General features: G+C 74.6%; 24 protein-coding genes. 15 read left to right on the top strand and 9 right to left on the bottom strand.

What is annotated here, in order from left to right; all coding sequences use genetic code 11:
• Positions 1-17: 17 nt before the first annotated feature.
• A complete protein-coding gene (locus tag ACFVHK_RS00220) occupies positions 18-1,064 on the bottom strand; it encodes a hypothetical protein (RefSeq protein WP_376927060.1) in 1,047 nt (348 codons plus the stop codon).
• 138 nt (positions 1,065-1,202) lie between these two features.
• Here ACFVHK_RS00220 and ACFVHK_RS00215 point away from each other — a divergent pair, with 138 nt between their 5' ends.
• Positions 1,203-4,958 carry an efflux RND transporter permease subunit gene (locus ACFVHK_RS00215; protein WP_376927059.1) on the top strand — a complete coding sequence of 1,252 codons (3,756 nt, stop codon included), beginning with the start codon at positions 1,203-1,205 and terminating at the stop codon, positions 4,956-4,958.
• Here ACFVHK_RS00215 and ACFVHK_RS00210 read toward each other — a convergent pair.
• Positions 4,951-7,257, bottom strand: a complete 2,307-nt coding sequence (locus tag ACFVHK_RS00210; RefSeq protein WP_376927058.1) for an FdhF/YdeP family oxidoreductase — start codon at positions 7,255-7,257, stop codon at positions 4,951-4,953. The two genes, ACFVHK_RS00215 and ACFVHK_RS00210, sit on opposite strands and share 8 nt — an antisense overlap.
• Complete coding sequence (gene fdhD, locus ACFVHK_RS00205; RefSeq protein ID WP_376927057.1) at positions 7,257-8,126, bottom strand: formate dehydrogenase accessory sulfurtransferase FdhD; 870 nt, start codon at positions 8,124-8,126, stop codon at positions 7,257-7,259. The genes ACFVHK_RS00210 and fdhD overlap by 1 nt, the downstream gene beginning before the upstream one ends.
• A 51-nt stretch (positions 8,127-8,177) precedes the next feature.
• On the opposite strand from fdhD, the gene mobA reads away from it, so the two are divergent.
• The 7 genes from mobA (at position 8,178) to ACFVHK_RS00170 (ending at position 12,816) form a co-directional block, all read left to right on the top strand.
• Positions 8,178-8,861 (top strand): molybdenum cofactor guanylyltransferase, encoded by a 684-nt coding sequence (gene mobA, locus ACFVHK_RS00200; protein WP_376927056.1) that lies wholly within the window; start codon positions 8,178-8,180, stop codon positions 8,859-8,861.
• A complete protein-coding gene (locus ACFVHK_RS00195; RefSeq protein ID WP_376927055.1) occupies positions 8,858-9,124 on the top strand; it encodes a DUF6457 domain-containing protein in 267 nt (88 codons plus the stop codon). Before mobA ends, ACFVHK_RS00195 begins: the two co-directional genes overlap by 4 nt.
• The gene (locus ACFVHK_RS00190; protein WP_376927054.1) at positions 9,121-10,290 is read left to right on the top strand and encodes a molybdopterin molybdotransferase MoeA; all 1,170 of its coding nucleotides are present in this window, start codon (positions 9,121-9,123) and stop codon (positions 10,288-10,290) included. Before ACFVHK_RS00195 ends, ACFVHK_RS00190 begins: the two co-directional genes overlap by 4 nt.
• Before the next feature lie 103 nt (positions 10,291-10,393).
• On the top strand, positions 10,394-10,945 hold the full coding sequence (locus tag ACFVHK_RS00185; protein WP_376927053.1) for a hypothetical protein: 552 nt from the start codon (positions 10,394-10,396) through the stop codon (positions 10,943-10,945).
• 45 nt (positions 10,946-10,990) lie between these two features.
• A complete protein-coding gene (locus tag ACFVHK_RS00180; protein ID WP_376927052.1) occupies positions 10,991-11,422 on the top strand; it encodes a hypothetical protein in 432 nt (143 codons plus the stop codon).
• A 123-nt stretch (positions 11,423-11,545) separates the two neighbouring features.
• On the top strand, positions 11,546-12,307 hold the full coding sequence (locus ACFVHK_RS00175) for a GntR family transcriptional regulator (RefSeq protein WP_129235778.1): 762 nt from the start codon (positions 11,546-11,548) through the stop codon (positions 12,305-12,307).
• Positions 12,304-12,816: an HAD family hydrolase gene (locus ACFVHK_RS00170; RefSeq protein WP_376927051.1), complete on the top strand. Its 513-nt coding sequence runs from the start codon at positions 12,304-12,306 to the stop codon at positions 12,814-12,816. Before ACFVHK_RS00175 ends, ACFVHK_RS00170 begins: the two co-directional genes overlap by 4 nt.
• Before the next feature lie 38 nt (positions 12,817-12,854).
• Here ACFVHK_RS00170 and ACFVHK_RS00165 read toward each other — a convergent pair whose 3' ends face one another.
• A complete protein-coding gene (locus ACFVHK_RS00165; RefSeq protein WP_376927050.1) occupies positions 12,855-13,226 on the bottom strand; it encodes a nuclear transport factor 2 family protein in 372 nt (123 codons plus the stop codon).
• A 98-nt stretch (positions 13,227-13,324) separates the two neighbouring features.
• On the opposite strand from ACFVHK_RS00165, the gene ACFVHK_RS00160 reads away from it, so the two are divergent.
• From ACFVHK_RS00160 to ACFVHK_RS00150, 3 genes are all read left to right on the top strand, one after another.
• Positions 13,325-16,198 (top strand): cation-translocating P-type ATPase, encoded by a 2,874-nt coding sequence (locus tag ACFVHK_RS00160; protein WP_376927049.1) that lies wholly within the window; start codon positions 13,325-13,327, stop codon positions 16,196-16,198.
• A gap of 41 nt (positions 16,199-16,239) precedes the next feature.
• Complete coding sequence (locus ACFVHK_RS00155; protein WP_376927048.1) at positions 16,240-17,235, top strand: arginase family protein; 996 nt, start codon at positions 16,240-16,242, stop codon at positions 17,233-17,235.
• Between the two features lie 98 nt (positions 17,236-17,333).
• Positions 17,334-17,816 (top strand): SixA phosphatase family protein, encoded by a 483-nt coding sequence (locus ACFVHK_RS00150; protein ID WP_129236031.1) that lies wholly within the window; start codon positions 17,334-17,336, stop codon positions 17,814-17,816.
• A gap of 4 nt (positions 17,817-17,820) precedes the next feature.
• Here ACFVHK_RS00150 and ACFVHK_RS00145 read toward each other — a convergent pair whose 3' ends face one another.
• The 5 genes from ACFVHK_RS00145 to ACFVHK_RS00125 form a co-directional block, all read right to left on the bottom strand.
• Positions 17,821-18,579, bottom strand: coding sequence for an ABC transporter ATP-binding protein (locus ACFVHK_RS00145; RefSeq protein ID WP_376927047.1), 759 nt, complete (start codon positions 18,577-18,579; stop codon positions 17,821-17,823).
• Positions 18,576-19,427 carry an ABC transporter permease gene (locus ACFVHK_RS00140; protein ID WP_376927046.1) on the bottom strand — a complete coding sequence of 284 codons (852 nt, stop codon included), beginning with the start codon at positions 19,425-19,427 and terminating at the stop codon, positions 18,576-18,578. Before ACFVHK_RS00140 ends, ACFVHK_RS00145 begins: the two co-directional genes overlap by 4 nt.
• Positions 19,424-20,260, bottom strand: a complete 837-nt coding sequence (gene modA / locus ACFVHK_RS00135; protein ID WP_376927045.1) for a molybdate ABC transporter substrate-binding protein — start codon at positions 20,258-20,260, stop codon at positions 19,424-19,426. Before modA ends, ACFVHK_RS00140 begins: the two co-directional genes overlap by 4 nt.
• A complete protein-coding gene (locus ACFVHK_RS00130; protein WP_376927044.1) occupies positions 20,257-20,673 on the bottom strand; it encodes a TOBE domain-containing protein in 417 nt (138 codons plus the stop codon). Before ACFVHK_RS00130 ends, modA begins: the two co-directional genes overlap by 4 nt.
• A 102-nt stretch (positions 20,674-20,775) precedes the next feature.
• Positions 20,776-21,444: a GNAT family N-acetyltransferase gene (locus ACFVHK_RS00125; RefSeq protein WP_376927043.1), complete on the bottom strand. Its 669-nt coding sequence runs from the start codon at positions 21,442-21,444 to the stop codon at positions 20,776-20,778.
• A gap of 190 nt (positions 21,445-21,634) precedes the next feature.
• On the opposite strand from ACFVHK_RS00125, the gene ACFVHK_RS00120 reads away from it, so the two are divergent.
• The 4 genes from ACFVHK_RS00120 to ACFVHK_RS00105 are packed head-to-tail and all read left to right on the top strand — an operon-like array spanning position 21,635 to position 25,452.
• The gene (locus tag ACFVHK_RS00120) at positions 21,635-22,744 is read left to right on the top strand and encodes a ThiF family adenylyltransferase (RefSeq protein ID WP_376927042.1); all 1,110 of its coding nucleotides are present in this window, start codon (positions 21,635-21,637) and stop codon (positions 22,742-22,744) included.
• Positions 22,744-23,940 (top strand): molybdopterin molybdotransferase MoeA, encoded by a 1,197-nt coding sequence (locus tag ACFVHK_RS00115; protein ID WP_376927041.1) that lies wholly within the window; start codon positions 22,744-22,746, stop codon positions 23,938-23,940. The genes ACFVHK_RS00120 and ACFVHK_RS00115 overlap by 1 nt, the downstream gene beginning before the upstream one ends.
• Positions 23,937-25,001: a bifunctional molybdenum cofactor biosynthesis protein MoaC/MoaB gene (gene moaCB, locus ACFVHK_RS00110; RefSeq protein WP_376927040.1), complete on the top strand. Its 1,065-nt coding sequence runs from the start codon at positions 23,937-23,939 to the stop codon at positions 24,999-25,001. Before ACFVHK_RS00115 ends, moaCB begins: the two co-directional genes overlap by 4 nt.
• Positions 24,994-25,452: a molybdenum cofactor biosynthesis protein MoaE gene (locus tag ACFVHK_RS00105; protein WP_129233235.1), complete on the top strand. Its 459-nt coding sequence runs from the start codon at positions 24,994-24,996 to the stop codon at positions 25,450-25,452. Before moaCB ends, ACFVHK_RS00105 begins: the two co-directional genes overlap by 8 nt.
• Positions 25,453-25,454: the final 2 nt, after the last annotated feature.

Genomic DNA, 25,454 nt, shown 5'->3' with positions numbered 1-25,454 from the left:
AGGCGGGACGGCACCCGTCAGTCAGGGGTGGTGTCGGTGTCGTGGACGGGCGACGACGGCAGTTCGTCGTCGACCGCGGAGAGCACCAGCGACGCGAGCGCGTCGAGTTCGATGGCGCCGAGTCCGGCGTCGGAACCGGAGGCGGTTCCCGAACCGGAGCCGGAGGCGCTGCTGCCGGACCCGGGCGCGCCCGAGCCGAGCGGTGCCTCGGCGCCGCGGGGCGGGTTCGCGGGCGCGAGCGTGCCCGGTGAGGCACCCGGCGGCCCGGCGTCGAGGGCGGCGATCGATGCCGCGGTGACGGCGTCGCCCGGAGGCACGGCGGATGTCGCCCCGGAATCGATCGCGGCCCGCCCGGCCGTGGCATCCGTCGCCGTCGCATCACCGGGAGCACCGGGCGGGACCACCACGACGGGGTCGCCGGGATCACCCGGAACCGGCAGCGACGGCAGCAGGCCGTCGTCGGGCAGCGGCCCGAGGTCGCCGACCACCACGTCGAGGGTGTCGTCGACCACGCCGACGACCGGCCCGAGCACGCCGCTCAGCGTGTCGTCGTCGAGGACGGAGCCGACGATCGGCAGTGCCCCGACGACGCCGTCGAGCGTGTCGACGACCGGGGTCGTGATCGTGCCGACCGGTCGGTCGCTCGCGACGTCGGAGACCACCGAGGCGGTGCCGTCGACGACCTCCGCAACGGTGTCGTCGACGGCGTCGACCACTCCGGCGGCGGCGGGCACCAGCGCGTCGATCGGCTCGGCCACCTGCTCGACGACGGGAGCGACCGGCGCGGGCGCGGCACCTGTCACGGCGTCGACGGTCGTCGCGACCGGGTCGGGCACCGGCTCCGGCATCGGGTCGACGACCTGCGCGACGACCCCGTCGACCGTGTCGTCGACCACGCCGACGACCGAGCCGACGGCCCCGAGCAGGCCGTCGGGCCGTTCGTCGGCCGATGCGCTCGATGGTGAGGCGACGAGGCTCACGACGACCCAGGCGGCGGCGAGGCCGGTGCCGAGCAGGAGCGCGCGCGTCAGCGGGAACGTGCGGTCCACCGCGGCCGTTCGCATCCGCACCCCCATGGCGTCTCGGAAAGGCGTCGTGGATCGGACCCTACCCCGAACGGGGGACGCGGGTCCAGAACACACGCGCCGGTCTCCCAGCTTCCCGTTATCCGGACGCCGCCGTCCGCTGCGAGAATCGAACCCATGTCCCTCCTCGCGAAGCTCAGCATGCGCAACCGAGCGCTCATCGCGCTCGTCACCGTCGTCGTCGCGATCTTCGGCGGCATCGCGCTGAACGGGCTCAAGCAGGAGCTGGCGCCGTCGATCCAGCTGCCGCAGCTGTCGATCATCACGGCCTACCCGGGTGCGTCGCCCGACATCGTCAACGCGGACGTCTCGACCCCGATCGAGACCGCGATCCAGGGCATCACCGGGCTCGAGTCCACGTCGACCACGAGTTCGACGGGCGTCTCGCGCGTCGTGGCGAGCTTCACGTTCGGCACCGACCTCGCGTTCGCCGAGCAGAAGCTGCTCTCGTCGGTGAACCGCATCGCACCGACGCTCCCCGACGACGTCGACCCGCAGGTCATCGCGTTCAGCTTCGACGACCTGCCGGTGCTGGCGGTCGCGGTGACCGGGGCCGACGACCCCACGACGCTCTCCGACGAGATCACCAGGACGACGCTGCCCGAACTGCGCGACATCGACGGGGTCCGCGACGCCACCCTGGTCGGCGACCGGGGACAGCGCGTCGTGATCACCCCCGACGTGGCGGAGCTCGCACGGTACGGGCTCACGACCCAGGCGATCCGCGACGCCCTCCAGCAGAACGGCGTGCTGCTCCCCGCCGGCCAGATCACCGAGGGCGACTCGACCTTCGCCGTGCAGGCGGGCACGCGTCTCGGCAGCGTCGACGACGTGAGCGCGCTGCCCCTCGTGGGCGCGACCGAGCAGCAGCCGGTGTCCGACGGGACGGTGCCAGACGGGACGGTGCCCGACGGCACGCCGCCCGACGGCACGGGCACCGGAACGGACGGCACGGAGCCCGGCACCGACGGCACGGGAGCGCCCGACGGTACGACCGTGATCCCCGGAACCGATGGCACGACCGCCACGGTCGCCGTGCCCGTCGCGCTCACGATCGGCGACGTGTCATCCGTCGAGCTCACCGAGAACCCGGAGACGAGCATCTCGCGAGTGAACGGCGAGCCCGCCCTCGCGATCTCCGTCACCAAGCTCCCCTCGGCGAACACGGTCGAGGTCTCCAACGCGGTCGCCGCGGCCCTCCCCGACCTGCAGGCCTCGCTCGACACGACCAACCCGGGCACCGAGTTCACCGTGGTCTTCGACCAGGCGCCCTACATCGAGCACTCGATCGAGTCGCTCGCGGTCGAGGGCCTGCTCGGCCTCGTCTTCGCCGTGCTCGTGATCCTCGTGTTCCTGATGTCGGTGCGGGCGACGCTCGTGACCGCGATCTCGATCCCGACGTCGGTGCTCATCACGTTCATCGGGCTGCAGGCCGCCGACTACACGCTCAACATCCTCACCCTGGGCGCGCTCACGATCTCGGTCGGACGCGTCGTCGACGACTCGATCGTCGTCATCGAGAACATCAAGCGGCACCTCGTCGCGGGCGTCGACAAGGCGTCGACGATCGTGCACGCCGTCCGCGAGGTCGCCGGCGCCATCACGGCGTCGACGATCACGACGGTCGCGGTGTTCCTCCCGATCGCGCTCGTCGAGGGCGTCACGGGCGAGCTGTTCCGGCCGTTCTCGTTGACCGTGACGATCGCGCTGCTCGCCTCCCTCCTCGTCTCGCTCACGATCGTCCCCGTGCTGGCGTACTGGTTCCTGAAGCCCGCGAAGCCGCGCAAGGGCCAGACCGAGGCGGATGCCGCGGCCGAGGCCGCGTTCGTCGACGAGGTGCGTGTCGCTCCCGCGCCGAGCGCGCCCGCCGCTCCGGTCGCCGCGACGTCCTCGCTCCCCAGCGACGACGTCTGGCTCGCGCCCGAACTGCGCGACGCCGACGGCGCGACGGGGCTCGGCCGGGCGTCGGCCGGCACCACCGCGACGGCCGCTCCCGCCGCGGTCGCCGCGCCCGAGGCCCCCCGGGCGAACGTGCCGCCGCAGGACGAGCTGGAGCACCCGTCGCGGCTGCAGAAGGGCTTCCTGCCGATCCTCTCGTGGACGCTGCGGCATTCCGCGGTGACCATCGTCGTCGCCGTGCTCATCCTCGGCGGCACGGTCGCGCTCGCACCGTTCATGAAGACGAACTTCCTCGGCGACAGCGGGCAGAACACGTTCCGGGTCACGCAGGAGCTGCCCGTCGGCTCGAGCCTGGAGTACATGGCGGCGGCGTCCGAGCCGGTCGAGGAGGCCATCCGCGGCGTCGAGGGCGTCGAGACCGTGCAGGCCTCCATCGGCACTTCGACCGGCGGCGGCGCGCTCGCCGCGTTCGGCGGCGGCGGCACCACCGTCGCCTACAACGTCACGACCGACGAGGACGCCGACCAGCTCGCCCTCCAGGAGGAGGTCAGGGCCGAACTCGGCGACCTCGAGGACGTCGGCGAGATCACCCTCGCCGCGCAGAGCGGCTTCGGCGCCTCGAGCGACATCGAGGTCGACATCACGGCCGCGAACGAGGCCGACCTGCAGGCGGCGACCGACGCGGTGGTCGGCGAGCTGGCGGGGCTCGACTCGCTGACGCAGGTCACGTCGAACCTCGAGGCGTCGCAGCCGTACATCGCGATCGAGGTCGACCGCGCCGCGGCCGCCGAGGCCGGCTACTCCGAGGTCGCGCTGGGCACCGTCGTGTCGGCCGCCATGCAGCCGCAGTCCGCCGGGTCGATCGTCATCGACGAGCAGACCCTCACGATCTACCTCGCGTCGGACGAGCCGCCGACCACACTCGACGGCCTCCGGGCGCTCGAGGTGCCCACGCCGACCGGCCCGGTCCGACTCGACGATCTCGCGACCGTCGAGCAGGTCGAGGGGCCGTCGTCCGTCACCACCGTGCAGGGCCTGCGCAGCGCGACCGTCGCGGCCACGCCCGCGGGCGACGACCTCGGCACCGCGAGCGCCGACGTGCAGGGCGCCGTGGCCGCGGTGGACCTCCCCGAGGGCACGTCGGCCTCGCTCGGCGGTGTCACGGCCGACCAGCAGGAGTCGTTCTCGCAGCTCGGGCTCGCGCTGCTCGCCGCCATCCTCATCGTCTACGTGGTGATGGTCGCCACGTTCCGCTCCCTGCTGCAGCCGCTGCTCCTGCTCGTGTCGGTGCCGTTCGCGGCGACGGGCGCGATCCTCCTGCAGGTCGTGACGGGCATCCCGCTCGGCGTCGCGTCGCTCGTCGGCGTGCTCATGCTCGTCGGGATCGTGGTCACGAACGCGATCGTGCTCATCGACCTCGTCAACCAGTACCGCGACCGGGGGATGACCGTGCGCGACGCGCTGCTGCACGGCGCGTCGAGGCGACTCCGTCCGATCCTCATGACGGCGCTCGCGACGATCTTCGCGCTGCTGCCGCTCGCGCTCGGCATCACCGGCAGCGGCGGGTTCATCTCGCAGCCGCTGGCGCTCGTCGTGATCGGCGGCCTCCTGTCGTCCACCGTGCTGACGCTCCTCGTCCTGCCGTCGCTGTACGACCTCGTCGAGGGCGGGCGCGAGCGGCGGCGCGAGCGGCGCGCGGCGAAACAGGCGGCAGAGCCGGCCCCGGCCCCGGCGATGGCGATGGCGGGGCAGGCCCCGCCCGTCGCCGAGGAGCGTCCGGACGGGAACGCCGACGCCGCCGATGCCTCCGGGCACGGGGACGCCGACGCGGGTGACGCGACGGTGGGCGACACCGACGACACCGGCGGCGCCGACGGCTCCGGCACCGACGGCACCGACGACACCGACGGCGACGACGGCGCACCGGACGACCCGGACGGGGACGCCGGCCCCGGCCGGAAGCCCGTCAGCTGACGTCCGCTCCGGCTCCCGCCGCCACCGGCTCGAGTCGCACGATGACCGCCTTCGAGACCGGGGTGTTGCTCTCCTCGGCAGCGCTCGCCAACGGGACCAGCACGTTGGCCTCCGGGTAGTACGCGGCCGCGCAGCCGCGCGCCGTCGGGTACGCGACCACGCGCTGGTTCGGCATGCGCCGGTCGGGCTCGCCCGGCCACTCGCTCACGACGTCGACGCGCTGCCCGTCGGCGATGCCGAGTTCGGCGAGGTCGTCGGGGTGCACGAACACCACGTCGCGGCCCTTCCGGATGCCGCGGTAGCGGTCGTTCAGGCTGTAGATGGTCGTGTTGAACTGGTCGTGCGAGCGCAGGGTCTGCAGGATCAGCCGACCCTCGGGCCGTTCGAGGTGCTCGAGCTCGTTGACGGTGATCACCGCCCGGCCCGTGGGGGTGTCGAAGCGCCGCTCGTCGCGCGGGCCGTTCGGCAGGACGAACCCGCCCTTCCGCCGCACGTCGTCGTTGAAGGACTCGAACCCGGGCACGACGCGTGCGATCCGATCGCGGATCAGGTCGTAGTCGCGTGCGAACTCGCGCCACGGGATGCCGTGGCGGTCGCCGAGCGTCGACTCGGCGAGCCGGCACACGATCGCGACCTCGGAGAGCAGGCCCTCGGCGACGGGCGGGATCGCGCCGTGGCTCGCGTGCACCGCGCACACGCTGTCCTCGACGGAGACGAACTGCGGCCGGCCGTCCTGGAGGTCGACCTCGGTGCGGCCGAGGGTCGGCAGGATGATCGCCTCCTCGCCCGTGACGACGTGGGAGCGGTTGAGCTTGGTCGAGACCTGCACCGTCAGCTTCGCCCCGCGCATGGCCCGCTCCGCGGCATCCGTGTCGGAGATCGCGCCGACGAAGTTGCCGCCCATCGCGACGAACACCTCGATGTCGCCGCGCTGCAGGCCCCGCACCGTCTGCAGCGAGTCGGCGCCCTCCCTCCGCGGCACGGGGAAGCGGAACTCGTCCTCGAGCGCCGCGAGGAACCGCTCGGGCATCTTCTCCCAGATGCCCATCGTGCGGTCCCCCTGCACGTTGCTGTGCCCGCGGATCGGGGAGGCCCCGGCGCCCGGCTTCCCGATGTTGCCGCGGAGCAGCAGCAGGTTCACGATCTCCCGGATCGTGGGGACCGCCTTCCGCTGCTGCGTGAGGCCCATCGCCCAGGTGATGATGACGCGATCGGCGGCGAGGTAGTCGGCCGCGAGCGCGTCGATCTCGTCGGCGCGCAGCGCGGTCGCGGCGAGCACGGCCGCCTCGTCGAGGTCGGCGAGGTGCGCACGGAAGGCCTCCAGCCCAACCGTGTGCCGGTCGAGGAAGTCGTGGTCGAGCACCGTGCCGGGCGCGGCCTCCTCGGCGTCGAGCACGCGCCGGGAGACGGCCTGCAGCAGGGCCATGTCGCCGCCGGAGCGGATCTGCAGGAACCGGTCGGCGATCGCCGTGCCCTTCCCGAGGATGCCGCGCACCCGCTGCGGGTTCTTGTACCGGATGAGCCCGGCCTCGGGGAGCACGTTGACGCTCACGACCCGCCCGCCCGCCCGCTTGGTCTCCTCGAGGGCCGTGAGCATGCGCGGATGGTTCGTGCCCGGGTTCTGGCCCATGACGATGACGAGGTCTGCCTTCGCGAAGTCGTCGTAGTGCACGGTCGACTTGCCGATGCCGATCGTGGAGAGCAGGGCCGTGCCGGTCGACTCGTGGCACATGTTCGAGCAGTCGGGGAGGTTGTTCGTGCCGAACGCCCGGACGAAGAGCTGGTAGAGGAACGCGGTCTCGTTCGCGGTGCGACCGCTCGTGTAGAACGCGGCCCGGTCGGGGGACTCGAGCGCGTTCAGCCGCTCCGCGATGATGCGGAACGCGTCGTCCCACGAGATCGGCTCGTAGTGATCGGAGCCGGCGGGCTTGTGCACGGGCTCGGTGAGCCGGCCCTGTCGACCGAGCCAGTACTCGCCCCGGTCGGCGAGGTTCGTGAGCGAGTGCTCGGCCCAGAACTCGCGGGGCACGGTGATCGGCGTGGCCTCCCACGTCGTCGCCTTCATGCCGTTCTCGCAGAACTCGAGCCGGTTGCGGTGGCCGGGGTCGGGCCACGCACAGCTCATGCAGTCGAAGCCGTCCTTCTGGTTGATGGCGAGGGCGAGCCGCGCGGTGCGCGAGAGGCCCATGCCGGCGAGCGCGGGCTCGATCGAGTGCAGGATCCCCGGGACGCCGACGGCCCATTCCTTCGGGTGCCCGACCTCGAGGTCGGGGTACGACTCCGGCGTCCGCTCGTCCATCAGCCCGCCACCGCCTCGGTCGCCGTGCCGCGCACCGCCGCGCCGATCGGCTCCTCGATGCGCTCGCCGCCGGCGTAGACGACCATCGACTCGCCGCGCAGGAACCCGATGAGGGTCAGGCCGGCCGCCGCCGCGTGCTCGACCGCGAGCGACGACGGCGCCGACACGGCCGCGAGCACGGGGATGCCGGCCATCGTCGCCTTCTGGGCGAGCTCGAAGCTCGCGCGACCCGAGACCTGCAGGACCGTGCCGCGGAGCGGCAGCAGGCCCTCGCGTGCGGCCCAGCCGACGACCTTGTCGACGGCGTTGTGGCGGCCCACGTCCTCGCGCAGCACGAGGAGCTCGCCCGTCCGGCCGTCGAAGAGTGCCGCCGCGTGCAGGCCCCCGGTGCGCTCGAAGACCGCCTGCCCGGCGCGCATCCGGTCGGGGAAGCCCGCGAGCCGGGCCGGGTCGAGCCGGAAGGCGTCGCCGCCGGCGTCGTAGGCCGACCGCGTCCGCACGGCGTCGATGCTCGCCTTGCCGCACACGCCGCAGGAGCTGGTCACCGTGAAGTTCCGCTCCGTCGAGGCATCCGGTGCCGGCACGCCGGCCGCGAGGCCGACGTCGAGCACGTTGTAGGTGTTCTCGCCGGGTGCGCCGCAGTGGATGGCGGCGGCGACCTGGTCGCCTCGCGAGACGACCCCTTCGGAGACGAGGAAGCCGGTGGCGAGGTCGACGTCGTGCCCCGGCGTGCGCATGGTGACCGCGAGTCGGCGCCCGCCGACCCGGATCTCGAGCGGCTCCTCGACCGCGAGGTGGTCCTCCCGCCGGGATGTCGCGCCGCCGACGGTGACCCGTGTGACCCGCGTCCTCGCGGTGATCCTGCCCATGCCCCCTGCCTATCACGCCCCGACCCGGACCGGGCGATCTACAGTGAACGCGTGGTCGTGGTCGATGCGGTGATCCTCATGGGCGGGCGTGCCGAGCGGCTCGGCGGCATCGCCAAGGGCGACCTGCGCGTCGAGGGGCGGACGCTGCTCGAGCGCGTGGTGTCCGCCGCCGGCGTCGCGCGGCGGCGGGTCGTGGTCGGCGAGGTCGGGGCCTCGCGGCTGCCGCCCGACGTGGTCGTCGTGCGGGAGGAGCCCGCGTTCTCCGGTCCCGCGGCCGCGGTGGCGGCGGGCGTGGCCGCGCTGCCGCCCCGCTCCGAGGCCGAGGCCGAGGACGACGCGGTGCTGCTGCTCGCGGGCGACCAGCCGTTCGCCGACGAGGCGATCGGGCCGCTCCTCGCGGCGCTGGCAGGGTCCGACGCCGAACGGGTCGACGGCGTGCAGGGCGTCGATGACGACGGGCGGGCCCAGTACCTGACGAGCGTCGTCCGCCGTCGCGCGCTCGACGCGGCGATCGCCGGGGCGGGCCGGCTCGAGGGTGCGTCGATGCGCCGATTGGTCGCCGCGTTGCGCCTGGCCGACGTCCGACTGCCCGGACGCGCCACGATGGACGTGGACACGTGGGCCGACGCACGGGCCGTCGGCGCGACAGCAGGCGGGGCCGGTGACGCGCATCTCGGGTCGCGCAGCGCGACCGGCGCCGCGCCGGGCCCCACGACGGAAGGAGCATCGACATGAGCGAACAGGACGACCTGCACCGGGTGCTGTCCGACTGGGCCGACCGCGTGCGTGCCGAGCTCGACATCACCGGTGCCCCGCTCGACCTCGACCTCGTGCTCGGCGTCGCCGGCGTGGCCGCGCACGCGGTGGTCCGGCCCGCCGCCCCTGTGACGACGTACCTCGCGGGCTACGCCGCGGGCCTCGCTGCGGCCGCAGGTGCCGATCCGGATGCCGCCGCGGCCGACGCGCTGGAGCGGGCACGCCGGCTCGCCGGATCGTGAGCAGGCCCGTCGCGTTCAGCGAGGCGCGCGCGCTCGCGCGCTCGGCCGCGCCCGCGCCGACCACCGAGCGCGTGCCGCTCGCGGAGGCGCTCGGTCGCGTGCTCGCCGAACCGCTCGTCACCGCCATCCCCCTGCCGCACTTCGCCTCGGCGGCGATGGACGGCTGGGCGGTGTGCGGCCGGGCGCCGTGGCGGCTGCGGCCGGCCGCGTCTCCGGCGGAGCTCGGGGCAGGCGAGGCCGTCGTGATCGTGACGGGCGCGCCGGTGCCGCCCGGCGCCGAGGCCGTGCTGCGGGTCGAGGCGGGGCGGGTCGACGGCGGCATCCTCGAACCCGTCGGCGAGACCGGTCGTCACGACGTCGAGGGGCGGCGGCACATCCGTCCGGCGGGCGTCGAGGCGGCGATCGGCGATCGCCTGCTCGATGCCGGCGCGGTCCTGACGCCGCCGCGCATCGCGCTCGCCGCTGCGACCGGCGCCGACGACCTCGCCGTGCGTCGCCGGCCGCGCGTGGCCCTGATCCTCACGGGCGACGAGGTCGTCGAGTCCGGCGTGCCCGCGTCCGGGGAGGTGCGCGACAGCTTCGGCGTGGCCGTTCCGGCCGCCCTGCGCGCGCTCGGCGCCGAGGTCGTCGCGATCCACCGCGTCGGCGACGACGAGCCGGCGACACGGGTCGCCCTCGCGGCCGACGACGTCGACCTCGTCGTGACCACCGGCGGCACGGGCCGCTCGAGCGCCGACCACGTCCGCACCGCGCTCGCCGCCGACGGCGCCGACCTCGTGGTGCCCGGCCTCGCGACGCGGCCGGGCGGGCCGACGTTGCTCGCCCGCCTTCCCGGCGCCGGCGGTCGCCTCGTGCTCGGCCTGCCGGGCAACCCCCTCGCCGCGATGCTCGGCCTGGTCGCGCTCGGCGCGCCGCTCCTCGCCGCGTGGACCGGGATCGGGGCCGCCCCGCGCACGGTCGCCGCGGCACGCGCGCTGCCCGGCCGAGCGCATTCCACCGGCCTCGTGCCCGCGACCCTCGTCGGCGGGGAGGCGGCCCCGGTCTCGCACGTCGGTTCGGGGATGCTTCGCGGCCTCGCCGTGGCCGACGTCGTGCTCGTCGTCCCGCCGGGCGGCGTCGCGGCGGGCGCATCGGTCGAGGCGCTGCCCCTGCCCTGGTCGGGTTGAGGACCCGGCCGACGTGCCCGGGCGGGCCCAGCACTGCGCCCACGAGATCCACCTGCACCGCTCGCGTGCGCGGCCGAATCACTCCACGTCCTAGAGTCGCGACATGCGGATCGTCGTCTCCGGGACCCACGCGAGCGGGAAGAGCACGCTCATCTCCGACTTCTCCGTTCGCCACCCGGAGTTCGCGGTGCTGCCCGATCCGTTCGAGCTCGTGGACGAGGCGTGGGACGACCCGAACGCCGGCCTGTTCGCCACGCAGCTTCGCCTCTCCGCGTCCCGGCTCCACCCGGACGAGTCCGCCGAGCAGTTCATCGCCGAGCGCGGCCCCATCGACTTCCTCGCATACCTGCACGCCCTGGACGAGCTCGCAGGCACGTCCGTCTCACGCGATCTCCTGAAGCGATCGGAATCGATCACCCGAGAGGCGCTCCAGCACGTCGACCTCCTGGTCGTCCTGCCGCTCACGACGATGGATGGGATCGCCGCCGGTGCTGACGAGCACCTGGCGCTCCGAGACGCGATGAACGACGCCCTCCTCGATCTCATCGACGACCCGGACGTCGTCGGCGAACGTCCGGAAGTCGTCGAGATCACCGGGAACCGGAACCAGCGTCTGGCCGCGATCGAGGCTCTGGCCGTCGGGCCGAGCAGGTGACGCCCACGCCGCCGGCGCGTCCGCGGCGGGTGGCAGGATCGAGGCATGGAACGCACCGATCGCGACGTCGACGAACTCCTGGCGGCGCAGCGTGGCGAGCGGGCCGACGACCTGCGAGCGCTCGACCGCATCATCGCTGCCGAGTTCGCCGGGCTCGAACGCGCGCTCTGGGAGGGCGTCTTCTGGGGCGGCACCGAGCAGGCGATCATCGGCTACGGCGCGATCACCCAGTCCCGTCCGAAGGGGGGAGCGGTCGACTGGTTCCTCGTCGGGCTCGCCGACCAGGCGAAGCACCTGAGCATCTACGTGAACGCCGCTGAGGAGGGCGCCCACCTGGTGCAGCGACACGCGTCCGAGCTCGGGCGCGTGAAGGTCGGGTCCGCCGCGATCGCGGTTCCGAGGCTCGATCGACTCGACCTCGAGGCCTTCGTCCGGGTGCTCCGGAGGGCGAGGGAGCTGACGCCCGACGTGCGCTGAGCCGCGTCGCGGTCGGCGGCGCGAGGCGTCGTCCGAGCGCGTCGCCCGCGGTTCACCGAAGCTTCACCGTCCTGTCGCATCGTGCCCACCCCGTGGCATGCGCCGACTCCGTACGGTCGAGGCATGTCCACCGAGCTGCCGCTCCACGAGCGGGTGCACGACACCCTGCGCGAGCGCATCGGACGCGGCGACTGGACCGCGGGCATGCGACTGCCGAGCGAGGCGGCGCTGTGCCGCGAGTTCGGCACGAGCCGCGGCCCGGTGCGCCGGGCGCTCGCAGTGCTGCGCGAGGAGGGATACGTCGTCGGGGGCAGGGGGCGACCCCCGCTCGTCGGTCGCGTCGTTCCGACGCAGCCGTTCTCGACGTTCACCTCGTTCACCGAGTGGGCGCGCGCGATCGGGCGCGAGCCGGGGCAGCGGACTCTCGAGGCGGGCGCCCGGCCGGCTCCGTCGACCGTCGCGGGCTTCCTCGGGCTCGACGAGGGCGCGACGGTGACCCAGGTGGTTCGCGTCCGACTGCTCGACGGCGTGCCGACGATGGTCGAGCGCAGCTCGTTCCCGCCCGAGATCGGCGCGCTGCTCGACGACCTCGACTGCGACCGGGGCTCGTTGCACGCGCACCTGGTGTCGCGGGGGGTCGACCTGCGACGCGCGCGCCACACGATCGACGCGGTCGCCGCCAACCCCCTCGACTCCGAGCTCCTGGAGGTCGACGCCGGCAGCCCGCTCCTCCGCGAGCGCCGCATCACGTTCGACTCGGCGCGGCGGCCGCTCGCCTACGCCGACGACCGGTACCGGCCCGAGCTCGCGACCTTCACGATCGAGAACGAGGTCGACCGTCGCACGCCGCTCACGCGATCGCACCCCGCCGAGGCGGATCGATGATCACCCTCGCCGTGCTGGCCTTCGAGGGTGCGGTGGTCCGGCGGTCGACGGATGCCGCGGCGCCGCCGGTGCCCGTCAGGGGCGTCGAGTCGACGCTCGCCGAGCTGCGCCGCCGGGGCGTGCGCGTCGTGCTGGTGTGCGAGGGACCGCACGGCGTCGCGGTCGACGCGCTCGCGCGCCTCGGCTGGTCGGTGTCGGGCGACCTCCGCGCGCCGGGAGCGGTCGACGCCGTCGTGGCCGTCGACGACGTGGCGGCCGCCCCGCCCGCGCCGTTCGCCGTGCACCACGCGATGGAACTCGTCGGCACGCTGGACGTGCGCCAGGTGCTCGTCGCGGGGGACTCCATCGCGATGCTCGAGGCGGGCCGCGCCGCCGGAGCCGGGTGGGTCGTCGGCGTCCTGAGCGGTGCCGCACGTCGGCCGGAGCTCTCCTCGGTGCTCCACGACGCGATCCTCACCGACGTGAACCATCTCCTCGCCCTCGCCGTGCCCGCGGCGCCGGCACGCTGACGCCGGCACGCTGACGCCGGTGCGGCGACGCTGCGCGGTCAGCCGACGTGCGGGCCGAGTGGCGTCCCCTGGTGGAACAGCATCCTCGGCCGGCCGCCCGTGAGCCGCCAGAGCGAGCTGCGGCGGCTCCGCATGCCGTCGGCGTCGAGCGTGTACGTCAGGAGGGCGAGGTCGGGTCCGACGAGCTCGACGTGCTCTCCGGTCACGACCGCCGACTGCACGTCGACCGCGTCGGGCCCGGTCATGACGTCGATGAGCTCGTCGCGCGTCCACAGGCGTCCGCTGCGTCCGATCTCGCGGAACGACTCGTGGAGCAGGTCCTCGAGGGCCGCGGGGTCCCGTCGGGTCTCGGGCTCGAGCAGCCGGCGTTCCGATCCGGTCACGAGCACGGCGATGGACTCGTCTTCCATGCCGCGAGCCTACGCCGTCGGCCGCCGCCGCGCGCCGTCGCGCAGCGGGGGTCGTTCGGCCGTTGCATGCCGTCGGCGGGCGTGCACACCATGGATCCATGGCGACCCCCCGCGACTTCGACCCCGCCTGCGAGAACCCGGCCGAGGTCGCCGGTCGCCTCGGCGTCGACCCCGACGTCGGGCTCGCCGCGGCCGAGGCGGGGGAGCGGCTCCGGACGCACGGCCCGAACGAGCTGAGGCCCGCACGCCGGGTGCCGTTCTGGCGCCGGGTCGTCGCCCAGCTCGCGGACCCGCTCATCCTGCTCCTGTTCGCGGCGGTCGTCGTCTCGGTCGCCGCATGGCTCATCGAGGGGGCGCACGGCTGGCCGATCGACGCGGTCGTGATCCTCGCCATCATCGTGCTGAACGCCGTGCTCGGGCTGGTGCAGGAGTCCCGCGCGGAGCGGGCGGTCGCCGCGCTCGCCGTGATGACCAGGGCGCACTCGACGGTCCTCCGGGACGGCGAGCTCCGGACCGTGGCGAGCGACGCCCTCGTGCCCGGCGACGTGCTCGCGCTCGCCGAGGGCGACCGGGTCGGCGCGGATGCGCGACTCGTGCGCGCGAACGCGCTGCGCGTGGCCGAGGCATCCCTCACCGGCGAGAGCGAGCCCGTCGAGAAGGACCCGTCGACGCTCGAGGGGCGCGTGCCGCTCGGCGACCGGCACGACATGGTGTTCGCGGGCACCGCGGTCAGCCGCGGCACGGGGCGCGCGATCGTGACCGGGACGGGCATGGCGACCGAGATGGGCGCGATCGCGACGATGCTCGACGAGACCGTCGAGGAGCCCACCCCGCTGCAGGTCGAGGTCGCGCACCTCGGGCGCATGCTCGGTCGCATCGTCGTCGCCATCGCGATCGTCGTGATGCTCACCGTGACCATCGTCCAGGGCGTCGACACGCCGGCCGGGTTCGTGACCGTGCTGCTGCTCGGCGTCTCGCTCGCGGTCGCGGCCGTGCCCGAGGGGCTCCCGGCGATCATGTCGCTCGTGCTCGCGCTCGGCGTGCAGCGGATGGCGCGCAGGAACGCCGTCGTCAAGCAGCTCTCGAGCGTGGAGACGCTCGGGTCGGCATCCGTCATCTGCACCGACAAGACGGGAACGCTGACGACCAACCAGATGACGATCCAGCGGATCGTCACGGCCTCGGGCGTCGTCGACCTCGGCGGCGTCGGTTACGCGCCCGTGGGGGCGGCCACCTCGAAGGGGCGACCGCTCGCCGAGGGGCCGCTGCGCGCCGAGGCCCAGCTCGTGCTCCGCGCCGGTTCGCTCGCGAACGACGCCCAGCTGGCCGAGCGCGACGGCACCTGGGAGATCGAGGGCGACCCGACCGAGGCGGCGTTCCTCGTCGCCGCGCGGAAGATCGCCGGCACCACGGAGGAGGCGGCCCGGTACGGGCGCGTCGGCGAGGTGCCCTTCAGCTCCGAGCGCAAGATGATGTCGACCGCGCACCGGCACGAGGGCGGGGACGTCGTCGTGCTCAGCAAGGGCGCACCGGACGTGCTGCTCCGCCACTGCACGCGCCTGCGGGTCGGCGACGAGGTCGTGCCGCTCGACGCGGTGCGCCGCGCCCACGCGCTCGCGGAGATCGAGGCGCTGTCGGAGGAGGCGTTCCGCACGCTCGCGGTCGCGTACCGGCCTGCGCCCGAACTCGCCGGCGACGACGCGCAGGCGGATGCCGCGGGGCTCGACGAGGCCGCCGAGGAGGACCTCGTCTACGCGGGGGTCGTGGGCATCATCGACCCGCCGCGGCCCGAGGTGCGACCCGCGATCGCGGAGGCGCGCGCCGCCGGCATCCGCGTCGTCATGATCACGGGGGACCACCCGGCCACGGCGGCGCGCATCGCGCGCGACCTCGGCATCATCGACGAGGACGGCATCGCCCTCCCCGGTGCGCGCCTCGACGGCATGGACGAACGGCAGCTGCGCGACGCCGTGCGGACGGTGTCGGTGTTCGCGCGCGTCGCGCCCCAGCACAAGCTCCGCATCGTCGACGCCCTGCAGGCCGAGGGGCTCGTCGTCGCGATGACCGGCGACGGCGTGAACGACGCACCCGCGCTGAAGTCCGCGGACATCGGGATCGCGATGGGCGTCACGGGCACCGAGGTCACGAAGGAGGCGGCGAAGATGATCCTCGCCGACGACGACTTCGCGACGATCGTCCACGCGGTGCGCGAGGGCCGGGTGATCTTCGACAACATCCGGAAGTTCCTGCGCTACCTGCTGTACTCCAACATGGGCGAGGTGCTCACGGTGTTCCTCGGCGTCGTGTTCGCCGGGGCGCTCGGGTTCGCGGGCGCCTCCGACGAGGCGGTCGTGCTGCCGCTGCTCGCGACCCAGATCCTCTGGATCAACCTCGTCACCGACTCCGGTCCCGCGCTCGCGATGGGCGTGGACCCCGAGGTCGACGACGTCATGGCGAGGCCGCCGCGCGGCCTGCACGATCGCGCGATCGACCTCGGCATGTGGGTCGGCATCGCGACCACGGGCGTCGTCATCGCGGTCGCGACGCTGCTCACGATGGACGCGTTCCTGCCGGGCGGGCTGATCCCGGGCGGAACCGACACGTTCGAGACGGCGCGCACCGCAGGGTTCACGACGCTGGTGTTCGCCGGGCTGTTCACCGCGTTCACGGCGCGGTCGGCGACCTCGAGCGCGTTCCGCGGCGTCTTCGCGAACCGCTGGCTGTGGGGTGCGGTCGCGCTCGCCGTCGTCCTCCAGGTCGCGGTCGTCTCGTGGGCGCCCCTGCAGGTCGCCTTCGGCACGACGGCGCTGGATGCCATGCACTGGGCCGTCTGCGTGGCGATGGCGTCGTCGGTGCTCTGGGTGGAGGAACTCCGCAAGCTCGCCATCCGGATGATCGCGCGTCGCCGGGCGCGCGGCGCGGCAGGCGTCGCAGTCCGGCCGTCCGGGATCGCAGACACGCGGCCGCGCTGAGGCGTGGGCCCGCGGCATCCGTCGTTGCTACCGTCGGCACCATGACCGAGTCCGCCGCACTCTCGCACGATCCGCTCTGGCCGCGCGCGGGGGACTGGCCGGCGTTCGACGAGTCGCCCGAGGGCGTCCGGGCGGCGCTCGCGATCCTCGGCGTTCCCGCGTGGCGCACCTCGCTGTCGCCGACGGCCGCGCACGCGACGCCCGCCGCGATCCGCGAGGCGCTGCGGCGGTACAGCCCGGCGCTCGTCCCCGACCGCTCCCGCGACCCGTTCGACTCGCCGCTCGCGGGCGGCGCGGACCTCGGCGAGCTGGACCTCGTCGACGCGGGCGACATCCACGAGCCCGACGGCGAGGCGGGCGAGGCGCGCACGCGGTCTCGTGTCACCCAAGTGCTCGCGCGGTCCGAGGCGCTCGTCGCACTCGGCGGCGACAACTCGGTGACGTTCGCGACCGCGCTGGGGGCCTGGGGCGCCGACCTGGGCACGGCCGGGCTGGTCACGATCGACGCGCACTACGACCTCCGAGACGGCGTCTCCAACGGGTCGCCCGTGCGCCGCCTCGTCGAGGCCGGACTGGACCCGAGCCGCATCGTGCAGATCGGCATCCAGGACTTCGCCAACTCCGCCGCCTACGCGCGGCGCGCGGCCGACCTCGGGATCACCGTCATCCACCGCGACGAACTGCACCACCGCCTCCCGCACCTCGCGATGGCGGAGGCGCTCGAGATCGCCGGGGCGGCCGGCGGGCCGGTGCACCTCGACGTCGACGTCGACGCGTGCGATCGAGCCGTCGTGCCCGCGTGCCCCGCGTCGGTGCCCGGCGGCCTCGCGGCGTGGGAGCTCCGCGCGCTCGTGCGCGCCGCGGCATCCGACCCTCGCGTGCGGAGCGCCGACCTCGTCGAGATCGATGCCACCGCCGACGCGGCCGACGGGCGCACCGTGCGGCTCGCGGCGCTCTGCGTGCTCGAGTTCGCGGCGGGCGTCGCGCGTCGGATGGCGCCCGGGCCGGCGGAGCCCACCGCGACCGCGTCGGAGTAGCGCGCGTCGGGGCGTCCGGACCCGCCGACCCCGCACGACGGCCCGCCCGACACGGACCCGCCCGCGACGCGGCCCGCCCGCAGTGGCAGACTCGCCCCATGAAGACCCTCGTGCTCGTGCGTCACGCGAAGTCGGCGTGGGGCGATCCGACCCTCGCCGACCACGATCGGCCGTTGAACGACCGCGGTCGACGCGACGCCCCCGCGATGGCGGTCAGGCTCCGCGAACGCGGCGTCGTTCCCGAGGCGATCCGATCGAGCACCGCCGTGCGGGCACGGACCACCGCCGAGGCGATGGCGGACGCCCTCGCCCTGCCCGCCGACGTGCTCGTGCTCGACGAGCGCCTCTACGGCGCCGGGCCCGACACGATCCTCGGCGTCGTCGCCGAGCTCGACGAGGAGGTCGGCACCGCGATGGTGGTCGCGCACGACCCGGGCATGTCCGACCTCGCCTACCGGCTGTCAGGTGAGATCGAGCACATGCCCACCTGCGCCGTCGCGGAGTTCCGGTTCGCGGTGTGGTCGTGGCCCGAGGTCGCCGACGCCGACGCCGTCGCGGTGCACCTCGACACGCCGCACTGAGCGCTCAGTCCACGTCGTCCGGGCGCGCGAGCATCCGCCGCACGTACGGCGTCGCGGGTGCCGCGGCGAGCTCGTCGAGCGTGCCCCGCTGCGTCACGCGGCCCGACTCGAGTACGAGCACGTGGTCGGCGAGGGTCGCGGCATCCGCCCGGCTGTGCGTCACGACCACGGTCGCGCCGCCGAACTCGCGCACGTGCGCGGCGAGCTCGGCCCGCATGTCGTGCCTGAGCTCGACGTCGAGCGCCGACATCGGCTCGTCGAGCAGGAGCACCTCGGGCTCGGCCGCCAGCGCCCTGGCGAGCGCGACGCGCTGCGCCTGCCCGCCCGACAGTTCGCCGGGCAGCCGCTCGGCGAGCGCGGTCAGGCCGTAGCGTTCGAGCCACGGCTCGGCGGCGGCCCGGGCGGCGTGCCGGGACCCGCGCATGCGCGCGGCGAACGCGATGTTGTCGCGCACCGTGAGGTGCGGGAACAGCACGTAGTCCTGGAACAGCACGCCGATCCGCCGTCGTTCCGGCGGGAGGCGATCGACGTCGCGGGATCCGATCCGCACGCGCCCCGCGTCGATCGGCACGAGGCCCGCGATCGCGGCGAGCAGGGTCGACTTGCCGGCGCCGTTCGGCCCGATGACGGCGAGCGGATGCCTCGGCAGCGCCTCGAACGACGCCTCGACCCGATGCGTGCCGCGCGTGACGGTCACCTCGGCGTGCAACGCCGGGCGCGCGTCGGACGGCCCCGGCCGGTGCGCGGGCGTCGCCGCCGTCATCCGCGCACCCCCGGCAGCCAGCGGTCGCGGAGGAGCAGGAGCACGCCGACCGACACGGCGAGCAGCAGGAGCGCGAGCGCGATCGCCTCGTCGGGATCGGTCTGCATCGCGAGGTAGCTCGCGATCGGCAGGGTCCGGGTGACGCCGGGCAGGGACCCGGCGAAGGTGATCGTCGCCCCGAACTCGCCGAGCGCCCGCGTGAAGCAGAGCACGGCGCCCGCGGCGACCCCGGGCGCGACGAGCGGCAGCGTGACATGGCGGAACACCTGCCAGCGCGACGCCCCGAGCGTCGCCGCCGCGAGCTCGGTGCGCCGATCGGCCGAGCGCAGCGCACCCTCGACCGCGAACACGAGGAAGGGCAGCGCGACGAAGACCTGCGCGAGCACCACCGCCCCGGTCGTGAACGGCACGGTGATGCCGAACAGGTCGCCGAGGGCGCCACCGAGCACCCCGCGGCGGCCGAGGAGGAGCAGCAGGGCGATCCCTCCGACGACGGGCGGCAGGACGAGCGGCACGGTCACGGCCGCCCGGAGCAAGCGTCGTCCCGGTGCCGGCCACGATGCGGCGCGCGCGAGGAGGACCGCGAGCGGCACGCCGAGCACCAGGCACGCGCCCGTCGCCGCGATCGCGGTGCCGAGGGAGAGCACGAGCGCCTCGAGCACGGACTCGCGTGCGAGCAGATCCCCGAGCTCGCCCCACGGGGCGCGGGCGACGAGCGCGACGAGGGGCAGCACGAGCACCGCCAGTCCGACGCCGGCGAGCAGGGCGACCGGCCACGCGAGGCCGCCGTGGGAGCGGGCGACGCCCCGCCGTGCGGGCGCGCGCGGCGACGCCTGCCGCGCGGTCACGGCGCGCCGAACCCGAACCGCTCGAGCACGTCGCGACCGTCCCGGCCGGTGACGAAGTCCCGGAACGCGGCTGCCGCTGCCGGATGCGGCGCGTCGACGAGGTCGGCGATCGGGTAGCGGTTGACGACGGATGCCGCGGCCGGCACCCCGATGCCCTCCACCGCATCGCCGGCCGAGCGGATGTCCGTCAGGTAGACGAGTCCCGCGTCGACCTCGCCGAGGGCGACCTTCGTGAGCACGGCCCTCACGTCGGACTCGAGCGTGTCGGGAGCCGCGTCGACCCCCTCGTCGTCGAGCAGCGACGCGGCGGCGGCGCCGCAGGGGACGCTCTCGTCGCACAGCGCGATCCGGAACTCGTCGCGGGCGAGGTCGGCGAGGCCGGTGATGCCGGCCGGGTTGCCGGCCGGCACGGCGAGTCCGAGCGTGTTCGTCGCGAAGACCGTCGCGCCGTCGGCGAGTTCCGCGTCGACGATCCTCGCCATGGGGGGTTCGGCGGCGGCGGCGAAGACGTCGGCCGGGGCGCCCGCGACGATCTGCTGCGCGAGCGCGGCGCTCCCGCCGAGGTTCAGGACGACGTCGACCTCGGGATGCCGCTGCTCGAACCGATCGGCGAGCTCCTCGAACGCCTCGGTGAGCGACGCGGCCGCGAACACCGTGATCGTGCCCGACTCGATCGCGACGATCGACTGGCCCGCCGACCCGCCCCGCTCGGCGGACCCGCCGGTGCCGCCCGCGCACGCCGCGAGCCCGGCGAGCCCCGCACCGGCGAGCACGACCGCGGCGACGCGGGAGCGGAGCATCCGCCGCCCGCCGTCTCGGGCGCTTCGGCTCACGCGTCGACCCCGCCCGGGAGCTCGATCGAGACCACGGTGGCCTTCGCGCTCGCGGCGGCGAGCATGCCGGGTTCGAGGCCGAGCTCGTCGGCGGCCTCGCGGCTCATGAGGGAGACGATCCGGAACGGTCCCGCGCGGAGTTCCACCTGGGCCATCACGCCGTCGCGCTCGACGGCGGTGACGAGGCCGACGAAGCGGTTGCGCGTCGAGGCGCGCGCGAGCGGGAACGCCCGGGCGAGCGCGCCGCCGTCGGGTTCGTCGCCGAGCAGCCGGACGAGTTCGGACCCCGCGACCATGCGGATGCCGTTCGGGCCGCGTTCGAGCTCGAGGCGACCCGCGTCGGCCCACCGGCGGACCGTGTCGTCACTCACCCCGAGGAGGGCTGCTGCCTCGCTGATGCGGAACGACGTCATCGTTCTTCCCGCGAATGCGTCACCATAGTGTGAGGATACCCGCACCTGCGGAAGCGATCCAGCGCCGCTCCCGACCGGATCGGGCGCACGATCGTCGCCGGGTCAGCTGCCGTGCAGTGCCGCGTACCGTTCCGCGTCGATGGCCAGCACGCGCGTCGTGCCGTCGTTCCCGACCTCCTCGAAGCCGAGCCGCTCGGCGAGCGCCTTCGAGGCGGCGTTGCCGGGCGTCATGTGCGCCTCGGCGACCGACGCCCTGAGCTGGCCGAACGCCAGCCCGAGCATCGCGAGTCCCGCCTCGGAGGCGTAGCCCCTGCCCTGCCACCGCGGACCGATCACCCAGCCGACCTCGACCCGACGTGCGGCCGGATCGAGCGAGCGCAGGTGCAGCGACGCATCGCCGATCAGCTGGTCGTCGAGGAGCACCGCGAGGGCGAGGAAGTCGTCGCGCTGCTCGAGCCGGCTGTGGTGCGTCCGGTTGAGCAGGTGCACGAACGACTCGGCGCGCGTCCGCAACGGCCACGAGAGGTGCTCGACCACCGCCGGATCCGACTGCAGCTCGTACCAGGCGGCGGCATCGGCCAGCCGGTGCGGGCGCAGCGTGAGGCGCTCCGTGACGATGACGGGGGAGCGCACCCCATCCGGGATGCGCGGTCCGCGCAGGAAGCGCGGGCGCTGCGGGACGAGGTCGCGGATCAGGCGCATCACGTCGGTCGACCGGTCTCGCGACCGGTCCGGCCCGGCGCCGGGCGGTGCTCCTGTCGTGCGGCTCATCGAGGCCCCCTCATCACGCTCCCGCATTCGTTCGCAGCGCGCAAGACCCGGAAGTCGGTGTCTTGCGGTGCTCGGACCGCGCCACCCCGCCGGCACGGCCTGACCCTCGACGCTAGGCGGCCTTCCTGTGAGGACGACAGGGATTGCCTCGGGCGGCCCGATGGCCTAGCCCTGCTGGAAGAATCGAGCCATGCCCATCGATCCCGATTCGCCGCGGTTCGCGCGGCAGCGCGTGCTCCCGGGCGTGGGCGGGGCAGGCCAGCGCCGACTCGCCGGAGCCCACGTCGTGGTGCTCGGCATGGGCGGGCTCGGCAGCGCCGTGGTCCCCGCGCTCGCCGCGGCGGGCGTGGGGCGCCTCACGCTCGTCGACGACGACGTGGTCGAGCCGACCAACCTCCACCGCCAGACGCTGCACCACGACGCCGACGTCGGGCGGGCCAAGGTCGACTCCGCGACGGATGCCGCACTGCTCCTCGCGCCCGACGCCGAGGTCCGGCCGTTCTGTGCGCGATTCGATGCGGGCAACGCCGACGACCTGCTCTCCGGCGCCGATCTCGTGGTCGACGGCACCGACGACATCCTCACGAGGTATGTCGCCGACGACGCGGCCGCGCGCGCCGGGATCCCGCTCGTCTGGGGCTCGGCCGCGAGGTTCTCCGGCCAGGTCGGGGTGTCGTGGGAGGCGCGGGGCGTCTCGTACCGCGACCTCTTCCCCGAGCCGCCGGCCGACGCGGGGCTGAGCTGCGAGGTCGACGGCATCCTCCCCACCGTCTGCACCGTGACCGGCGGGCTCATGGCCGGGGAGGTGCTGAAGCTGCTGACCGGACTCGGCGAGCCCCTGCTCGGACGGGTGGCGGTCTACGACGCGCTGGCCGGTCGCACTCGCGAGATCGTGTACGCGCGGGCGGATGACGCGCCCGCGCCTCAGCCGCCCGCGGTGCCGGCGCACGCCGGGGCGAGCGCGCCCTCCGCGCCCTCCGCGCCCGGCGAGGTCGACGCGGCCGCGCTCGCCGCGGAGCTCGCCTCGGGCGCGCCCCCGCTGCTGCTCGACGTGCGCGAACCGTGGGAGGCCGACCTGGTCGCGATCGCCGGCTCGATCCTGATCCCGTTGCACGAGCTCGGCGCCCGCACGAGGGAGCTCGACCCCGCGGCATCCGTCGTCGTGTACTGCCACCTCGGCGTGCGCTCGCGGCTCGCCGCCGAGCACCTCATCGCCGCGGGGTTCGCCGAGGTGCGCAACCTGACCGGCGGCATCGACGCGTGGTCGCTCACCGTCGACCCCGAACTGACGAGGTACTGATGACGCGCATCCCGTTCGACGAGCACGCCCGGTTCGTGCGGTCCCTGCTCGCCCCGCTCGGCGCCCGGCCGACGGAGCGGGTCGCAGTGGGCGATGCGCTCGGGCGCATCACCGCCTCGCCCGTCGAGTCGCCGATCGACCTCCCGCCCTTCCGGAACGCGCAGATGGACGGCCTGGCGGTGCGGGCGGCGGACGTCGCGGGCGCGCCCGTCGAGCTTCCGGTCGTCGGCGAGTCGGCGGCGGCCCCCGGTACGCCGGCTCCGCTCGCGGCCGGGACCGCCGTGCGGATCATGACCGGAGCGCCGGTGCCGGAGGGGGCCGACGCGGTCGTCCCGGTCGAGGACACGGAGGCGATCGACGGTTCCGAGCTCGTGCGCGTCCTCCGTTCCCGCTCGGCGGGCGAGTACGTCCGCGCGGCCGGGTCCGACCTCGTCGCCGGCGACGACGTGCTGCCCGCGGGCATCCGGCTGGCGCCGCGTCACCTCGCCGCGGCCGCGGCCTCGGGACTCACCGAGCTGCTCGTTCGCGAGCGCGTCCGCGTCGCCGTGATCAGCACGGGCAGCGAGCTCGTCGAACCGGGCGCACCGCTCGGACCGGGCGAACTTCCCGACGCGAACGGCATCGCACTGCGCTCAGCGGTCGCCGCGTGCGGGGCCGTCGTCGTGCACGCCGGACGCGTCCGCGACGAGGTCGCCCGGCTCCGCGCCGAACTCGACGCCGCGATCGACGCGGGGGCCGAGCTCGTCCTCACGAGCGGCGGGATCTCGCAGGGCGCGTACGAGGTCGTGCGAGAGCTCATCGAGCCGCTCGGCGCGTGGGTCGGCTCGGTCGCCATGCAGCCCGGCGGACCCCAGGCCACCGGCGTGTACCGCGGGGTGCCGCTCATCGGCTTCCCCGGCAACCCGGTCAGCGCGCAACTCTCGTTCGCGCTCTTCGTCGCGCCGTCGCTGCGCGCGATCGCCGGGCTGCCGCCGGCCCGCACCGAGCGGATGCCCCTCGCCGACGCCGTGCGCTCCGTCCCCGGGAAGCGACAGTTCCTGCGCGGGACCCGCACCGAGGGAGGGCTCGCCCTGGCCGTCGGCGGACCGGGCTCGCACCTCGTCGCCGCGCTCGCGGCATCCGAGCTGCTCATCGTGATCCCCGATGACGTCGAGGCCCTGGCGGCCGGCGACCTGGTCGATACCGTGTTCCTATGAGCGAGCTCACGCACCTCGACGACGACGGCCGCGCACGCATGGTCGACGTCGGCGGCAAGCCCGTGACGCGCCGGATCGCGATCGCGGCGGGTCGCCTCGACACCACGGCCGAGGTCGTCGGCCTCGTGCAGTCCGACGGGCTGAAGAAGGCCGACGTACTGCCGACCGCCCGCATCGCCGGCATCTCCGCGGCCAAGCGCACGAGCGAGCTCATCCCGCTCGCGCACATCGTGCCGCTCGACGCCGTGTCGATCGAGTTCGGCTTCGAGGAGGCCGCCGTGACGATCCGCGCGACCGCGTCGACCACGGGTCGCACGGGCGTCGAGATGGAGGCGCTGACCGCCGTGGCCGTGGCAGGCCTCACCCTGCACGACATGGTCAAGGCCGTCGACCCGGCCGCGCAGCTCGGCGGCATCCGGCTCGTCGAGAAGCGCGGCGGCAAGCGGGGCGTCTGGCGGGCGGACGCGCTGGCGTCGCCCGAGCACGATGCGCTCGCATCGGATGGCGCCTCGCGGCGGGCGATCGTGCTCGTCGCGTCGACCCGCGCCGCGGCCGGCACCGCCGTCGATACGACGGGCCCGGTGATCGCCGGATGGCTCGGCTCGCGCGGATTCGACGCGGCCGAGCCGCGCGTGGTCGCCGATGCCGACATCGCGGAGGCGCTCCGCGCCGCCGTCGACGAGCAGCCCGCCGTCGTGCTCACCACCGGCGGCACGGGCGTGAGCCCGACGGACCGCACGCCCGAGGCGACGCACGCCGTCATCGACCGGGAGCTGCCGGGCGTCGCCGAGGCGATCCGCACCGCGGGTCGCGCCGCGACGCCGACGGCGGCACTGAGCCGTGCCCTCGCCGGCGTGGCCGGCCGCACGATCGTCGTCAACCTCCCCGGCTCACGCGGAGGGGTCGCCGACGGCCTGGCCGTGCTCGACGAGCTCCTCCCGCACCTCGTCGACCAGGTCGCCGGCGGCGACCACGCGGGCCGTCCGATCGCCGGCGCCGGGGGCGACGAGCCCGTCGGCGAGTCCGAGCGGATGGAACACGGGGGAGCCCCGCATGCCTGAGCAGGGTCCGCCGTCCGACTCCGCGACGCCGCGCGTCGCCCCCGACGTCTACGCCGTCGTCACCGACGCGCCGCTCGACCGCGCGGCCGTCGAGGCCTTCGTGCTCTCGCGGCGCGACGGCGCGCTCGTCACGTTCGAGGGCGTCATCCGCGACCACGACCACGGCGAGACCGTGTCGGCGCTCGACTACTCGGCGCACCCCGACGCGGAGCGGTTCCTGCGCGAGACGTGCACCGAGGTCGCGCACGAGACGGGCCTCGCGGTCGCGGCCGCGCACCGCGTCGGCGCGCTCGGGATCGGGGACGTCGCCCTCGTGGCATCCGTCGCCGCACCGCATCGTGCCGAGGCGTTCGCCGCGTGCGCCCTGCTCGTCGACCGGATCAAGGAGCGCACGCCGATCTGGAAGCGGCAGCACCTCGACGGCGGCACGAGCGAGTGGGTGAACCTCTGACG

This window comes from Agromyces binzhouensis, from assembly GCF_042672355.1.
Classification (GTDB): domain Bacteria; phylum Actinomycetota; class Actinomycetes; order Actinomycetales; family Microbacteriaceae; genus Agromyces; species Agromyces binzhouensis.
This window is presented reverse-complemented; position numbering and strand designations above follow the sequence as displayed.

Bases quoted from the DNA above. Each gene is read 5' to 3' on its own strand.
- ACFVHK_RS00220 (WP_376927060.1), bottom strand. From the start codon at position 1,064: ATGCGAACGGCCGCGGTGGACCGCACGTTCCCGCTGACGCGCGCGCTC.
- ACFVHK_RS00215 (WP_376927059.1), top strand. From the start codon at position 1,203: ATGTCCCTCCTCGCGAAGCTCAGCATGCGCAACCGAGCGCTCATCGCG.
- ACFVHK_RS00210 (WP_376927058.1), bottom strand. From the start codon at position 7,257: ATGGACGAGCGGACGCCGGAGTCGTACCCCGACCTCGAGGTCGGGCAC.
- fdhD (WP_376927057.1), bottom strand. From the start codon at position 8,126: ATGGGCAGGATCACCGCGAGGACGCGGGTCACACGGGTCACCGTCGGC.
- ACFVHK_RS00195 (WP_376927055.1), top strand. From the start codon at position 8,858: ATGAGCGAACAGGACGACCTGCACCGGGTGCTGTCCGACTGGGCCGAC.
- ACFVHK_RS00185 (WP_376927053.1), top strand. From the start codon at position 10,394: ATGCGGATCGTCGTCTCCGGGACCCACGCGAGCGGGAAGAGCACGCTC.
- ACFVHK_RS00180 (WP_376927052.1), top strand. From the start codon at position 10,991: ATGGAACGCACCGATCGCGACGTCGACGAACTCCTGGCGGCGCAGCGT.
- ACFVHK_RS00175 (WP_129235778.1), top strand. From the start codon at position 11,546: ATGTCCACCGAGCTGCCGCTCCACGAGCGGGTGCACGACACCCTGCGC.
- ACFVHK_RS00170 (WP_376927051.1), top strand. From the start codon at position 12,304: ATGATCACCCTCGCCGTGCTGGCCTTCGAGGGTGCGGTGGTCCGGCGG.
- ACFVHK_RS00165 (WP_376927050.1), bottom strand. From the start codon at position 13,226: ATGGAAGACGAGTCCATCGCCGTGCTCGTGACCGGATCGGAACGCCGG.
- ACFVHK_RS00160 (WP_376927049.1), top strand. From the start codon at position 13,325: ATGGCGACCCCCCGCGACTTCGACCCCGCCTGCGAGAACCCGGCCGAG.
- ACFVHK_RS00155 (WP_376927048.1), top strand. From the start codon at position 16,240: ATGACCGAGTCCGCCGCACTCTCGCACGATCCGCTCTGGCCGCGCGCG.
- ACFVHK_RS00150 (WP_129236031.1), top strand. From the start codon at position 17,334: ATGAAGACCCTCGTGCTCGTGCGTCACGCGAAGTCGGCGTGGGGCGAT.
- ACFVHK_RS00145 (WP_376927047.1), bottom strand. From the start codon at position 18,579: ATGACGGCGGCGACGCCCGCGCACCGGCCGGGGCCGTCCGACGCGCGC.
- ACFVHK_RS00130 (WP_376927044.1), bottom strand. From the start codon at position 20,673: ATGACGTCGTTCCGCATCAGCGAGGCAGCAGCCCTCCTCGGGGTGAGT.
- ACFVHK_RS00125 (WP_376927043.1), bottom strand. From the start codon at position 21,444: ATGAGCCGCACGACAGGAGCACCGCCCGGCGCCGGGCCGGACCGGTCG.
- ACFVHK_RS00120 (WP_376927042.1), top strand. From the start codon at position 21,635: ATGCCCATCGATCCCGATTCGCCGCGGTTCGCGCGGCAGCGCGTGCTC.
- ACFVHK_RS00115 (WP_376927041.1), top strand. From the start codon at position 22,744: ATGACGCGCATCCCGTTCGACGAGCACGCCCGGTTCGTGCGGTCCCTG.
- moaCB (WP_376927040.1), top strand. From the start codon at position 23,937: ATGAGCGAGCTCACGCACCTCGACGACGACGGCCGCGCACGCATGGTC.
- ACFVHK_RS00105 (WP_129233235.1), top strand. From the start codon at position 24,994: ATGCCTGAGCAGGGTCCGCCGTCCGACTCCGCGACGCCGCGCGTCGCC.